This is a genomic window from Ruegeria sp. S84 (genome assembly GCF_056583445.1).
Genome location: NZ_JBWPVF010000001.1, coordinates 316,227 through 330,782, shown reverse-complemented (window position 1 = coordinate 330,782; position 14,556 = coordinate 316,227). Strand labels below are relative to the sequence as shown.

General features: G+C 55.7%; 13 protein-coding genes. 3 read left to right on the top strand and 10 right to left on the bottom strand.

The window, feature by feature from the left end; translation table 11 throughout:
- The first annotated feature begins 42 nt into the window (after positions 1-42).
- A complete protein-coding gene (locus tag AC1DFB_RS20190; protein ID WP_480922673.1) occupies positions 43-1,125 on the top strand; it encodes a DegT/DnrJ/EryC1/StrS family aminotransferase in 1,083 nt (360 codons plus the stop codon).
- Between the two features lie 55 nt (positions 1,126-1,180).
- On the opposite strand, the gene AC1DFB_RS20185 is transcribed toward AC1DFB_RS20190, so the two are convergent.
- From AC1DFB_RS20185 to AC1DFB_RS20165, 5 genes are all read right to left on the bottom strand, one after another.
- The gene (locus AC1DFB_RS20185) at positions 1,181-2,194 is read right to left on the bottom strand and encodes an NAD-dependent epimerase/dehydratase family protein (RefSeq protein ID WP_480922672.1); all 1,014 of its coding nucleotides are present in this window, start codon (positions 2,192-2,194) and stop codon (positions 1,181-1,183) included.
- Positions 2,195-2,334: 140 nt separating this feature from the next.
- Complete coding sequence (phnY, locus tag AC1DFB_RS20180; RefSeq protein ID WP_480922671.1) at positions 2,335-3,795, bottom strand: phosphonoacetaldehyde dehydrogenase; 1,461 nt, start codon at positions 3,793-3,795, stop codon at positions 2,335-2,337.
- Between the two features lie 29 nt (positions 3,796-3,824).
- Positions 3,825-4,160, bottom strand: coding sequence for a carboxymuconolactone decarboxylase family protein (locus tag AC1DFB_RS20175; protein WP_170422754.1), 336 nt, complete (start codon positions 4,158-4,160; stop codon positions 3,825-3,827).
- Between the two features lie 10 nt (positions 4,161-4,170).
- Positions 4,171-4,932, bottom strand: a complete 762-nt coding sequence (locus AC1DFB_RS20170; RefSeq protein WP_170407354.1) for an amino acid ABC transporter permease — start codon at positions 4,930-4,932, stop codon at positions 4,171-4,173.
- Positions 4,933-4,942: 10 nt separating this feature from the next.
- The gene (locus tag AC1DFB_RS20165) at positions 4,943-5,683 is read right to left on the bottom strand and encodes an amino acid ABC transporter ATP-binding protein (protein WP_170407352.1); all 741 of its coding nucleotides are present in this window, start codon (positions 5,681-5,683) and stop codon (positions 4,943-4,945) included.
- Positions 5,684-5,804: 121 nt separating this feature from the next.
- Between AC1DFB_RS20165 and AC1DFB_RS20160 the strand changes: the two genes are divergently transcribed.
- Positions 5,805-6,575: a transporter substrate-binding domain-containing protein gene (locus tag AC1DFB_RS20160; protein ID WP_170393886.1), complete on the top strand. Its 771-nt coding sequence runs from the start codon at positions 5,805-5,807 to the stop codon at positions 6,573-6,575.
- 45 nt (positions 6,576-6,620) lie between these two features.
- Positions 6,621-7,358, top strand: a complete 738-nt coding sequence (locus tag AC1DFB_RS20155; protein ID WP_480922670.1) for a creatininase family protein — start codon at positions 6,621-6,623, stop codon at positions 7,356-7,358.
- A gap of 31 nt (positions 7,359-7,389) precedes the next feature.
- On the opposite strand, the gene AC1DFB_RS20150 is transcribed toward AC1DFB_RS20155, so the two are convergent.
- The 5 genes from AC1DFB_RS20150 to AC1DFB_RS20130 form a co-directional block, all read right to left on the bottom strand.
- Positions 7,390-9,102 carry an ABC transporter ATP-binding protein gene (locus AC1DFB_RS20150; protein WP_480922669.1) on the bottom strand — a complete coding sequence of 571 codons (1,713 nt, stop codon included), beginning with the start codon at positions 9,100-9,102 and terminating at the stop codon, positions 7,390-7,392.
- A gap of 4 nt (positions 9,103-9,106) precedes the next feature.
- The gene (locus AC1DFB_RS20145; RefSeq protein WP_170407343.1) at positions 9,107-10,057 is read right to left on the bottom strand and encodes an ABC transporter permease; all 951 of its coding nucleotides are present in this window, start codon (positions 10,055-10,057) and stop codon (positions 9,107-9,109) included.
- Complete coding sequence (locus AC1DFB_RS20140) at positions 10,054-11,031, bottom strand: ABC transporter permease (protein ID WP_170393893.1); 978 nt, start codon at positions 11,029-11,031, stop codon at positions 10,054-10,056. The genes AC1DFB_RS20145 and AC1DFB_RS20140 overlap by 4 nt, the downstream gene beginning before the upstream one ends.
- A gap of 88 nt (positions 11,032-11,119) precedes the next feature.
- Entirely contained in the window at positions 11,120-12,685 is a 1,566-nt protein-coding gene (locus AC1DFB_RS20135; protein ID WP_480922668.1) for an ABC transporter substrate-binding protein, read from the bottom strand.
- 149 nt (positions 12,686-12,834) lie between these two features.
- Positions 12,835-14,415, bottom strand: coding sequence for an ABC transporter substrate-binding protein (locus AC1DFB_RS20130; RefSeq protein ID WP_480568107.1), 1,581 nt, complete (start codon positions 14,413-14,415; stop codon positions 12,835-12,837).
- Positions 14,416-14,556: the final 141 nt, after the last annotated feature.

Sequence of the window (14,556 nt, the reverse complement as noted above, 5' to 3'; positions counted from 1 at the left end):
AGCTTGCAGAAATTCCTCAAGAACCAATAGGGCGTTTTAGCGATGCAATTTATTGACCTGGCGGAACAACAGAAACGTATCAAGGATCAGCTTGATGCTGGCATTGCCAATGTGTTGGCGCATGGAAAGTACATTCTTGGCCCAGAAGTGGCTGAACTAGAGGCACGGCTGACTGCCTTTACGGGAGCTAAACATTGCATCACTTGCGCCAATGGAACGGATGCATTGCAAGTTGCCTTGATGGCGCTTGAGGTCGGGCCGGGGGATGAGGTCATCACGCCCGGATTTTCATATATTGCCACGGCTGAAGCCGTCAGATTGCTGGGCGCAAAGCCGGTTTATGTCGATATTGACCAGACTAGTTATAACCTTGATCCCAACAAGCTTGACGCTGCGATCACACCCCGGACAAAGGCAATTATACCGGTGTCGCTGTATGGCCAACCTGCTGATTTCGAACGAATTAACGAGGTGGCTGTGGCAAACGGCCTACCTGTCATAGAGGATGCTGCTCAGAGCTTTGGCGGATCTTTGCGTGGCAAACGGTCAGGAAACCTGTCAACGATTTCCTGCACCAGCTTTTTCCCATCGAAACCCCTTGGCTGCTACGGCGATGGTGGTGCGATCTTCACCTCGGACGATGATCTGAGCGTCATTCTTCGCCAGATTGCCCGGCACGGGCAGGACCGGCGTTATCACCATATCAGGGTTGGCGTTAACAGCCGACTGGACACGTTGCAGGCTGCGATCCTGCTGTGCAAGCTGGATATTTTCGAGGATGAACTGGTCCTGCGAGACACCGTCGCGGACCGTTACAAAGTGCTACTGAAGGAAACCAATATCGCCGCTCCAACGCTGATGGAGGGGGCGACCAGCGCCTGGGCGCAGTACACGATACGCGTGGACAATCGTGAGGATGTGCAAGCTAAGCTAAAAGACGCCGGGGTTCCGACCGCTGTGCATTATCCACTGCCGTTGAACAAGCAACCAGCTGTTTCTGACCCAAATGCCGACTTGCCTGTTGGCGATCAGGCCGCCGCAACAGTGATTAGCCTGCCGATGCACCCGTATCTGAAGGAGAATTCGCAAGAGCAGATAATCGAGGCACTGAAAAAAGCGATCTGATCGCGCTGACGGTTTAATCGGTGCTGTGGCCGGCGAATTCAGGTTTAGGCAGGTTCTATTTACCGTAATATATGCGATACCAGTCCACGAAGGCCTGAATGCCGTCCTTGATTTCGGTTTTTGGGCGATAATCGGTCAGGCGGTGCAGCAGATCGGCATTGGCCCAAGTTGCAGGCACATCGCCCAACTGCATCTCCATATAGTTTCGGATCGCGGGTTTGCCGAGGCTTTCTTCGATGGCGTCGATGAAATCCAACAAACGCACTTTGTCTGAATTTCCAATGTTCACTATGCGATAGGGAGCGACCGGGCTCAGGCTGTCACCTTCGGCGATGTCTTCGGGGGCTTTGGGGCGAACAGGCACAACGTCGATCAGCAGAGAGATTGCGCGCACCAGGTCATCCACATAGGTGAAATCACGATACATGTCGCCGTGGTTGTAGATGTCTATCGGGCGATCGTTGAGGATTGCATCGGTAAATTTGAAGAATGCAAGATCAGGGCGTCCCCACGGGCCATAAACCGTAAAAAACCGGAACATGGTTGTCGGTATATCCCAAAGATGGGCATAGGAATGCCCCATCGCTTCATTTGCCTTTTTGGTGGCTGCGTACATAGTGAGTTGATGATCTGCTTTTTCGCACTCGTCGAAGGGCATGTCAGGATTTGCCCCGTAGATCGACGAAGTCGAAGCCATCAGCAGATGCCGCACTTTGTGCCGCCGTGCAGCTTCCATCACGTTGAACGTCCCGACAACATTGCTTTCGACATAGGCGCGCGGGTTTTCCAGGCTATATCGGACGCCAGCTTGCGCTGCGAGATGGATGATCACGTCCGGTTCAAAAGCATCAGCGATCTGGTCGAACTTGGCGGTATCTTCCAGCATCCCTTCCTCGCATGAAAAATTTGGGTTCTCTAGCAACAGCGCATGTCGGCTCTGTTTGAGGCGGACATCGTAGTAATCAGTCATCCCGTCAAAGCCGTGAACCCGGCAACCGTTTTCAAGCAAAAGCTTGGCAAGATGAAAACCTATAAATCCGGCAGTACCTGTGATCAGAACCTTTTGCATGAGGTATTTCCTTGTTTCGGGGCATCGCGCGTGCGTTCGAAGGCACATATGACGCCAAGAGCCGAAGGGCTCAAGCGGTCATTTCATGGCTGAGTGAGCATGAATCTCTAGTGGTGTGCATTGCAATCTTCAACAAGCCTTCAACCGGGCCAAGGAAGCGAGTAGGTTTTGACATTCGTAAAGAACCTGATGGCCTGGATGACCCCTTCTTTGACACCATTGCCCGAATCCTTGATGCCCCCAAAGGGGGACATTTCGATACGGTATCCGGGTTGTTCCCAGATATTGCAGGTGCCCACGTTCAGCCCATTGATATAGGCAATTGCGCGGTTCAGGTCATTGGTACATACCCCCGACGACAGGCCGTACACAGTAGAGTTCGAGATGCGCATGACCTCGTCATCGTCGTCGGGCACGCGAATGATGGGAATAATGGGGCCGAAAGTTTCCTCCATCACCAACGCAGAGTCGTGGGGAACGTCGTCGACCACGATCGGCGGCAGCAGCGCGCCCTGACGTCCGGGGTGGTAAAGGACTTCTGCTCCCTCTTTCTGGGCCAAGTGAACACGATCTTCGAAAAGCTTGGCTGCATCCTCGTGGATCACACAACCCAGCTCGGTCTCAGGATCCTGCGGATCTCCGAATCTGATCTTTTTGGCCTTCTCCAGCACCAAAGGCACAAAGGTGTCCGCGACACTCTCTTGCACCAGTATTCGCTTGATCGCAGTGCAGCGTTGTCCCGAATTGCCGGTGGCCCCGGCTACGGCGATCGTTGCTGCCCTGTCTAGATCGGCATCGTTGAGGTCATTCAGAACAATCAGTGGATCATTACCTCCCAACTCCAGCGCCTGACGTTTATAAACCGCCTTCTCTGCGATCATCTTGCCCACGCGAACACTACCGGTGAAGGTTATGATGTCGATGTTTTCATTGGTGATCATCTCATTCCCAATGTCCTGTGGCCAGCCAGTGACCACCTGAAACATCTCAGGCGGCAGGCCTGCCTCATAAAGGATATCGGCCAGCGTCAGGCAGGTCAGAGGCGTCAACTCGGTCGGTTTGCAGACCATGCAGTTATTGGTGGCGATCGACGGAGCAACCTTGTGGCTGACCATGTTGAGTGGATGGTTGAATGGAGTGATCGCGCTGATTGCGGTCACAGGCTCGCGCATCGTGAAAATCTTGCGGGCTTTACCATTTTGGGTCAGATCGCACGCAAAGATTTCGCCATCATCCTTCAGTGCCTCGGCCGCCGCAAATTGAAAGACATCCTGCGCGCGCTTGGTCTCGTAGATCGCGTGTTGATGGCAGATGCCAAGCTCAAGCACCAGCCATTTGGCGAGGTAATCGCGACGTTCACCAATCAGCTCTCCAGCCCGTTGCAGGATTTGGCTGCGTTCATAGCGGGTCAGTTCGGGCTTGTAGTGGGCCGCAATTTCGAAGGCGCGGCGCGCGTGTTCAGCCTGCCCAGCGGGCACATGGCCCACGACCTCATTGGTATAGGGGTAGTGAACCGGGATGGTCTCAGCGGTAAAGATGATCTCGCCACCAATTCGCATCCCTTCATCACGGATTTCGGTGACTGCCATGGCAAGAACCATCCAATGAAATCGGACCGCGTACCGGTCTATTACTCTGAAAACACATCAAACGCCTTCAACGCCTTGGCGCTGTAGGCGTAAGACGGGCCGCCGCCCATATAGGTGGCCATTGCCAGCGCTTCGCACAGCTCTTCGCGGGTCGCACCCAGCCGCACCAATGAGCGGACATGGAAGCCGATGCAACTGTCGCAGCGCGTCGCGATGGCAATCCCCAACGCCATGAATTCCTTTGTCTTTTCACTCAGTGCACCATCTGTTTTGGCGGCCTTACCCATGATGCCAAAACCACGGACGGTTTCGGGCACTTCTTTCGAGAATGCACCAATATTGGCCTCGGTCTCGGCCATGAAGTCTTTCCAGTCCATCTTATGCTCCTTATCCGCGCTCATCTGCGCCCATCCGGCGCTCGAGCCAACGCACACCGGCGCTGATGATCAGTACCAGCACCAGATACTCGAAGATCAACAAAGTATAGATCTCAAGCGGGCGGTATTCCGTCACTACCAGCTCATTCGCACGGCGTGTCAGTTCTTGCATGCCGATGACGCTGGCGAATGCGCTCATCTTCACGATGTAGATGAACTGGTTGGCCAGCGGCGGCAGAATGCGCCGGATCGCTTGCGGCAGGATCACATAGCGCATGGTCTGAAAATAGTTCAGGCCAATCGTTTGCGCCGCCTCGCTTTGCCCTTTTGCGATAGATTGTATACCAGCACGGTAGATCTCGGCGGTAAAGGCGCTGTCCGATATCGCAAGGGTGATAATTGCGCCCCAGAAGGGATCGATTGGGATGTCCATACCCATCGACTGAAAGACAATCGGCAACCCGTAGAACACCCAAAACAGCATAGGCAACAGAGGGATCGAGCGGACAAATTCGACATATACCCGGTTTACCAGCCGCCAGCCGCGCTTTTCCGACAGACCCGGCAGGGCAACCAGCAATCCAATGACAATCGACAAAATCGCCGCAATCAGCGAAATCTGAATGGTCGCACCCATGCCCGAAATCAGGAATTTTACATTGGTCCAGCCTGAAGCCGTGGTTGGGTCAATGACGTACCAACCCCAGGTCTGTGAGGACGAACAGCCCGTGATCAGCAAGAAAAGGGGAAGGAAGAGAAGTGATTTTTTCATCGGACCCAACTCAATGCTGTAGAATTTGGCTCAGGAATTTCTGACACCGCTCAGACTTTGGATTGGTGAAGAAATGCTCGGGCTTACCTTGTTCGACAATCTCGCCTGCATCCATGAACACCATGTTGTCGGCCACTTTTCGGGCAAATCCCATCTCATGGGTTACCACAACCATGGTCATGCCTTCCTCGGCAAGTTCGACCATCACGTCGAGCACCTCGGAGATCATCTCAGGGTCGAGCGCCGAGGTGGGTTCGTCGAACAAAAGGACCCTGGGCTCCATGCAAAGCGAACGGGCAATTGCCACTCGCTGCTGCTGTCCACCTGAAAGCTGTATCGGGCGCTTGTCGGCCTGATCGGGTATATGAACACGCTCAAGGTAGTGGCGCGCTTTGTCCTCGGCTTCTTTTCGGCTCAACCCGCGGGCCTTGATGGGGCCAAGGGTCAGGTTTTCCAGCACTGTTAGATGCGGGAACAGATTGAATTGCTGGAACACCATGCCAACTTCTGACCGGATGGTGGCTGCAGATTTGGCATCATCGTTCAGTTCGACCCCATCGATGCGGATGGTGCCCTTTTGATGTTTCTCAAGCTGATTGATGCATCTTACGACCGTTGATTTACCCGATCCGGATGGGCCGCAGATCACAACCTTTTCACCACTGTTGACTGTCAGGTTGATGTTCTTGAGCACGTGAAATGTGCCAAACCACTTGTCTACGTCGACAAGCTCGATCGCTGCGTTTGGCATCTGCTGGCCCACTTGTGATTACTATGAGTTAATTAGTTGCTTGAGGTTATCTTTTTCTTTACGCTTAAATCAAGAAGCAATGTCGTGATAAAAAGACTAACGCCACCAACGGGAGAACCACATGAAACGTTTTGTTAAAGTCGCGGCTGCGGCTGCGCTCGGTCTTGTGATCAGCGGCGCTGCGCAAGCACAGTCGGCTCTGAATGAAATTTTGGATGACGGCGTGCTGAAAGTGGGGACAACCGGTGACTGGAACCCGATGTCACTGCGCGACCCGGCGACTAACAGCTATAAAGGCTATGATATCGACATCATGAACGCGCTGGCCGCTGATCTGGGTGTTGAGGTCGAATATGTGCCCACCGACTGGAAAACATTGGTCAATGGTGTGGTAGCGGGGAAGTACCACATCACCGGTTCGGCTTCTATCTCACCTCCGCGCATGAAAGTTGCAGGGTTTTCCGACAGTTACATCGCGGTTGAGTTGTTTCCCTACACAACCAAGGAAAAGGCCGACAAATTTGATGGCTACGACTCGATCAACAAGCCAGACGTGAAGGTTGCTACTACCCTGGGCACCACCTTTGAAAAGCGCGTGCGCGAATGGTTCCCCGATGCGGATATCAAAGTGGTCGAAGCTCCTGCGCGTGGTTTTCAGGAGGTCTTGGCCGGTCGTGCAGATGTGTTCATAACCTCGAATATCGAGGGATCGACCCTTGAAGCAAAGTTCCCGGTCGTCCGCGTCAAGAATGCCGGGCCGCGTTCTCCTTCTCCTATCGCGATGCTGTTGCCGCAAAGTGATCAGGTCTGGATCAACTATGTGAACAACTGGATTGAAGTGAAAAAAGCCCAAGGCTTCTTTGACGAAAACCGGGAACGCTGGGGTCTCTGATCAGAGGCCCTAGTAACTGGAGCGCCTGCGAGAGTTTTCAAAGTCATGAAACTTGAGCACATGACATGGTACGAGGTTGACACTCGTATCAATGCCGGTGCGGCCGTGTTGCTGCCGGTTGGATCGACCGAGCAGCACGGCCCGATGGGTCGCATTGGCACCGACACGATTTGCGCCGAGGCTGTCGCACTCGCTGCCGCCATGCAATGCGAGGGTATCGTCGCTCCGGCGCTGGCCTACACGCCAGCGCCTTTCAACGCGGGATTTCCCGGAACGGTGTCTATTTCAGCCGAAACCTTTCGCACCATCGCAAATGAGGTGATCCGGGGGCTTTTGCAGCAAGGTTTCGTTGGAGTGTTCATAGTGAACGGACACGGGGCCAATCTGGCGCCTCTTCGGCAGATCGAAAGCGAAATTGCCGGTGGTCAATTGCTGATCCGTAGCTGGTGGGAGCCGAACGCTGTGAACGTTTTGCGGCAGCAGCTCTATGGTGATTGGGAAGGGATGCACGCCACCCCCTCGGAGATTGCCATAACCCAGTCTTTGCTTGGACCATTGCCTGCCAATCAGGCCGCTGAGCCGCCCCAGAAACTCAGCGCCGAATACATCCGGGATCACGCAGGGGATCGCCATGGTCCACCTGACGAGCATCGCGCGGACTTCCCGGATGGCCGCGTTGGATCGCATTCAGCTTTGGCCAATCCTCAGGATGGCGAGCGTCTGCTGGCGATAGCAGCTGCGGCTATCGCTGCCGAGTTCCGGGCATTCGAACAAGGCTTCTAGTCACGGAGCGCCTGCAACGGGTGTCGCAGCCCTATTCTGCTTCGACCCCAAGCCCGTCAGTCGACAGGTCATCGAGTTTCGGCATCAACCGCAACAGTTCTTGCGCGTATTCGGTTTTCGGACTGGCAAACAGATCGCTGGTGTCCTGAACCTCGACGATTTGTCCCTGTTTCATGACCGCAACTCGGTCACACATCTGGCGCACCACTGGCAGGTCGTGGCTGATGAACAGCATGGTCAGGCCCAGATGCTCTTGCAGGTCTTTCAGGATGTTCAAAATCTGCGCCTGGATCGAAACGTCGAGCGCGCTTGTGGGCTCATCGCAGATCAGGAACCGGGGTTGTGTCGCCAATGCGCGGGCAATCGAAATACGCTGGCGCTGACCGCCCGAGAACTCATGTGGATATTTCAGCCCGGCCTCTGACCCCAGCCCCACTTGATCCAGCAATTCGTCCACGCGGCGCTTTACGTCGGCACCTTCCATCAGGCGGTGATGGCGGATCGGCTCCGCCACAATTTCATCCACCCGCATACGCGGATTGAGAGACGAGTAGGGGTCCTGAAAGATCATCTGGATGTTCTTGCGGTACTCTTCCTGCACCGTACGATCACTCAGATCGCTTACCAGTTGTCCGTCAAAGGTGATGGTACCACCATCCACAGGATAGAGCCCTGCAATCATCCGCGCGACGGTGGACTTGCCCGATCCGGACTCACCGACAACCCCAAAGACCTCACCTGAACGAATGTCAAAGCTGACGTTGTCGACAGCGGTGAAGTAGGTACGATCCCAAGGCAGTAATCCACGCTTTTGCAGGAATTTCTTCGTCAGGTTGCGGATTTCAAAGATCGGTTTGCTGGCGTCGTTATCCACCTTGGGCCAGTGGCGTGCCATATCCTCGATCGCGAAACGCGTTTCACGCCCGCCATAGCTGATCTGAGGGAAACGATGCAGTTTCAGCGTCGGGCGTGGTACCGCGGCGATCAGGGACTTGGTGTATTCGTGTTGCGGCTGGCCCATCACCTGTGCCGTGGTGCCGCTTTCAACCACCTTGCCCGCATACATCACGGTCACGCGGTCAGTTGTATCGGCGATCACGCCCATATCATGGGTGATCAGGATGACACCCACCTGACGCTCTTGTGCCAGTTCCTTGATCAGGTCCAGAATCTGGGCCTGAACGGAAACATCCAAAGCCGTCGTGGGTTCATCGGCGATGATCACATCCGGTTCGGTGCAAAGTGCCAGAGCAATCACCACGCGTTGCCGCATGCCGCCCGAGAACTGGTGCGGGTACTGATCCAGCCGAGTATCCGGGTCTGGGATGCCAACGCGATCAATCAAATCACGGGCGCGCTTGCTTGCTTCGGCCTCGGATCCACCCAGATGGGCCTGGATCGTCTCGACCAGTTGTTCGCGCACTGTAAATAGCGGGTTCAGCGACGTAAGCGGGTCTTGAAAGATCATCGAGATCTTCTTGCCGCGTAGCCCGCGCATCGCCTCGGCATCGATGCCGCTGATCTTATCGCCGCCCAGCTTAATCTGGCCGCTGGCAATGCGACCTGGGCGTTCCAGAAGGCCCATCACGGCAGCGCCGATGGTGGATTTACCTGCCCCGGATTCGCCCACAAGTCCGTGGATTTCGCCGGGTTCTACAGAAAGGCTGGCGTGGTCCACTGCGGTAAACAGCTGGCGGCGGGTCGGGAATTCGACGGTGAGGTCTTGGATGGTCAGAAGGCTCATGAAATCACCGCAGTTTTGGGTTCAGCGCGTCGCGCAACCAGTCGCCCAACAGGTTGACCGACAGGGCAAGGGCCAGAAGCGTGCAGGCCGGGAAGAACAAAATCCACCATTCGCCCGAGAACAGGAAACCCTGCCCGATCCGGATTAGTGTCCCCAGCGACGGCTGGGTCGGGGGAGCGCCCACACCCAGAAAACTCAATGTGGCCTCAGCAATGATCGCAAGCGCCAGCGAGATGGTCGCAATAACAAGAACAGGGCTGAGGACATTGGGTAGGATGTGACGGAACATGATCGGGAACGATCCACGCCCGATCAGGCGCGCGGCTTGTACATATTCTTTGTTTTTCTCGACCAGAGCAGCACCACGGACGACGCGTGCGAACTGCACCCAGTCCGACAACGCAATCGCGATGATCAGAACATAGATTGCCATCTCATCGCGGTATTCCGGCGGAGTGATTCCTTTGGCAATCCCAAAGATCAGCATTGCGACCAAAATGGCCGGGAACGTCAGTTGCACGTCTGCGATACGCATGATCAGCGTCTCGATCCAACCTCCGAAATACGCAGCGATCAGACCGAGGATCACGCCGATGATCAAGGCAAGAAGCACAGCAGAGGCACCTACGAACAATGAAATGCGCAACCCGTAGAGGATGGTCGAGAACACATCGCGCCCTTGGTCATCCGTGCCTAGCAAAAAGGTCTCTTGCGTGAACGCGTTGGGCGTACCTGGCGGTGTGAACCCGTTCATCAGGTTCAGTGTTGCTGGATCGAACGGGTTATATGGCGCGATCAGCGGGGCAAAGATCGCCGCCAGCACCAGAATGACCACGACCAAAGATGCGATCATGGCTACCGGAGAGTGCCGGAAAGACCAGGCGAAATCGCTGTCCCAGAATTTAGCCATACGCGATTTAGGCGCGACTTTCGGGGTTTCCATCGTTTCGGTCATGTGGCCCTCGCGTCGACACGCAGGCGCGGGTCAATGGCATAGTACAGAAGGTCGACAATCAGGTTGATTGTCACGAACATCACTGAGATCAGCATCAGATAGGCAGCCATAACGGGGATATCCACGAACTGGATCGCGTTGATGAACAGCAAGCCGACGCCCGGCCATTGGAACACCGTTTCGGTGATGATGGCAAAAGCGATGATCGACCCCAGCTGAAGGCCTGTGATGGTGATCACCGGCACAAGAGTGTTCTTCAGCGCGTGGCGGAAATTGATCACCCGGTCCGACAGCCCTCGGGCGCGGGCAAAGCGGACATAGTCAGCGCGCAGAACCTCCAGCATCTCGGACCGGACAAGCCGCATGATCAGTGTCATTTGATAGAGGCCCAGCGTGATTGCAGGCAATATCAACGCCTTGAGCCCCGAGGTCGTCAGAAACCCGGTGGACCAACTGCCAATCATAACGGTCTCGCCCCTCCCGAAACTGGGCAGTAGGTCAAGTTCAACCGAGAAAACATAGATCAGCAGGATACCTATAAGGAACGTCGGCAGCGAAACCCCGATCAAGGAAACAGTCATGATCACATTGGCAGCGATCCCTTGTCGTCGGATTGCAGTAAAGACACCGAGGGCAATGCCCATCGTGATCGCAAGAAAGCCGGACACAAAGGCCAATTCCAACGTCGCCGGGGCGCGTTCCACCAGGATGGTCGAGACCGGTCGCCCCTGGCGATAAGACACACCGAAATTGCCCTGAACAGCGCCTTGCAGGAACTTGGCGTATTGCACAACAAAGGGTTGGTCCAACCCAAGTTCGGTCCGTAGGCGGTCAATGTCGGCCTGCGTGCGCTCTTGCCCCAGCATGTTGTCGATCGGGTCGCCAACAAATCGGAACATCGAAAAGGCGACCAACCCCACGACCAACAGCACTATGACGGACTGGAACATCCGTCTGACGATATATGCGAACATATGTTTCCCTCGTAGATCGGTCTCTCTAGGCCGACCTTGACCAGATGGTCAAGAGAGTGCTGTCAACTCAACGCGACGTTGCCGCCGATCAATTCAAATTCACCCAACGCAGCAGGAAGAAGTTGTCCGGACGCTGCGTGACCTCGACATTGCTGCGCGTGCCCCAAACCAGCGGCTGGACATACATCGGCACATAAACGTGTTCGTCCTGATAGATTTGGGTAACCTCGTCCAGCATCGCCTGACGCTTGGCCTCATCCAGTTCTGACTGGATCATCGGCAACAGCTCATCGACACGTGCATTCGAGAAGCCGCCGAAGTTCCAGCTACCCAGCTTTTTCTCTTCGTTCGGGGTTGCGACAAGGAACCGGACCGGATGCTCGGCGTCGAACGTACCGGGGCTCCAGCCCAGCAGGTACATGTCGTAATTATCTTCGCGCAGTTCCGGCCAATAGTTCCGCACTGGCATCGCGTCCAGCTCGGCGATGATCCCGATCTGAGCCAGCATACCAACGACGGCCTGACAGACGGCCTCGTCATTAAGATAGCGGTCATTGGGGCATTTCAGGCCAAATGAGAAACCATCTGCATATCCGGCCTCGGCCAGCAGGGACTTGGCAGATTCCACATCAAACGCGGGGCGTCCGGCGTTGGCTTCGGAGAACCCGCTCATGGCTGGGCTGACGAGCTGCGATGCGGGCTCGGCATTTCCGCGCATGATCGTGGCCAGAATGGCGTCGACATTCACCGCTTGCGCAACTGCCTGCCGCACGCGCGCGTCACGGAACGGGTTGGGTTTGCCCGCATCGTCTGTGTATTTCAGCGTGTCAGCCTCGTGGTCGAAGCCCAGCATGATCACACGCGCTTCAATGCCCTGGATGACATCGACCTCTGCGTTCTGCTGCAGCCGTGCGACGTCCTGAATGGGGACCGGGTTGATCATGTCCACATCGCCCGATAGAAGCGCCGCTACGGCCGTGGCAGGATTTTGGATCGGATTAAATTCTGCACGGGTGATGTTGTGTTCAACATCCCCCCACCAGCCTTCATAAGGTTCCAACACGGTCTTAAGACCCGGCTCGCGCTCGGTCACCTTGAACGCGCCGGTGCCGTTGGCGTTGATGGTGGCGTAGTTTCCGGTTTCTTTGTCGGGGACCACGGCGTCGTTGGCCTCAGTCCAGTCTTGATCCATGATCATCCAGTTGGCAATCGATGACGGAAACAGCGGGTTAGGTGCTGTGGTCATGATATCAACGGTGTAGTCATCAACTACAATGACGTCACTGACAGGAGCGAACCAACTGCGCGTGTCCGCCGCCTCACCCGAGGCGCGTTGGTAGCTGAACAGCACATCTTGCGCGTCAAAACTGCTTCCGTCGTGAAAGGTCACGCCCTGACGCAGATTGAACCGCCATCCTTCGCCGTCGCCGATCGGCTCCCAACTGACAGCCAACGCGGGCTCAACGCTCATATCCTTTCCGCGGCGGACCAGCCCTTCGTAGACGTTGTTCAGGAAACCGAGAACTGGGGCCGAGTTGACCGCGTGAGGGTCCATCGTCTGCGGATCGGTGGTCGAGGCCCACTTGAATTCGGCCGCCTGCGCGGCGCTTGCAAGCAACATGGTCAGGCCGATTGCACTGTTTCTGAGGATCATGGCGAAATCTCCCTGTTAGCGCTGAAACAATCCAGCTTTTTCGCTGCCACGTAAAGCCGTTCCTGCGCCGAGATCACATGTCCGTTACCGACGGCGCAAACAAGAACAGGGCGCGTTTCCGCGCCCTGCATACCATCACAAAGGATAGTTTAGTTCATCTCAAAGTACTTGATCTTCGGTGAATCTTCCGGCTCGACGATGGTGCCCACGCCCGATTTCATGCCCCAGTTCAGCACCTGATGGTGGATCGGGATATAAAGCTGTTCGTCCTGAACAACCTGCCAGATATCACCGATCTGCTGATCACGTGCGGGCAGATCAGTTTCAGAGGCAAGGGCCACGATTTTGGCATCCAGATCCGGGTTGGAATACCGTGTGCCATTCCACGAGCCGTACTTTTCGCCCTTCGAATGGACGAGGAAGTTGAAGATGTACTCCGAGTCATAAGTCGGAACACCCCAGCCCAGCATGTAGAAATCTGTTTCTAGGTTGTTGATCAACGGGAAGTGCTGGGCTTTCGGTTTGGCGTCCAGGTTAACTGTGACGCCGATCTGGGCCAGCATTCCAACCGCTGCCTGACAGATCGCCTCATCATTGATGTAGCGGTCATTCGGGCAGTTCAGGGTCAGCGAGAATCCATCAGGATAGCCTGCTTCGGCCATCAACGCCTTGGCCCCTTCGATATCGGTTGACGAGGACGCATCCATATCTTCATCCCAACCATTCACAAATGGAGGTGAGATCATGCCAGCAGGAGCAGACTGACCACGCATCACGACCTGTTTGATCGCATCACGATTGATCGCCTTTGACATCGCCTGTCGAACGCGGACATCAGCCAGCGGGTTCTTACCATCCACATTGTCCGAGGTCAGATCAGCGTCGCCCATGTTCATGCCAAAGAAAATTACCCGGTTCTGCGGCGCGGTGCGTACGTCCAGACCATCGGTTCCGGCTACACGCTCGAGGTCCTGTACGGGCACGTCCTGAATGAAATCAACCTCACCCGAAAGCAGCGCGGCAACACGGGTCGCGGCGTTCTGGATCGGGGTATAGATGATCTCGGTTACCTGCAGCGGGAACTCATCCTTGCCCCAATAGCCGTCATAGGCGGCCAGGACGGTTTTCACGTCGGGCTCGCGGCTGACCAGCTTGTAGGGACCGGTGCCATTGGCGTTCTTGGCCGCAAACGTGTCTTCGCCGCCCTCATAGTCCTGAACCTTGACGGCGTTGTTTGCCTCGGCCCAACCTTTGTCCATCATGAACATGTTGGTCAGGTTGTTGGGCATGATCGGGTTTGGGCCGTCAGTTTCGATCTCGATCGTGAACTTGTCGGGCGCACGCACCTCTTTCACAGAGGCCAACAGTTCCTTGTAATCCGAATCCGGCGTCATCGCGCGGTTCAGCGAAAACACGACATCCTCGCTGTCGAACTCGGCACCGTCGTGGAAGGTAACGCCCTCGCGCAGTTTGAACACCCAGACATTCGGATTTTCTTCCGATGGTGCCCATTCGGTCGCCAGCGATGGAACCAGTGCGCCTGAGTGATCACGCATCACCAGCGTTTCCATGATCTGGTGCGCCATGGCCGAGGTCGGGCCTTCGTTTTGCGCATGCGGGTCCAGCGTCAGCGCATCACCTGCACGGGCCCATCGCAGCGTCTCCGCCGAAGCGCCCGCCGCGATCATCGCCGTTGCACTGGCGGCAAGCATCAGAGTTTTGAATGACATAAGTCGTCTCCCCATTTTTTGTTGTGGCCGCATTTTCATACGGTTGGCCGAATTTTTCGGCCATCATGGGCCAGCATCATCCAGATCATGGTCCGAGTTGCAACACCCGAATGTTAGCACCCTGCTTTTCTTTCTGTCTGC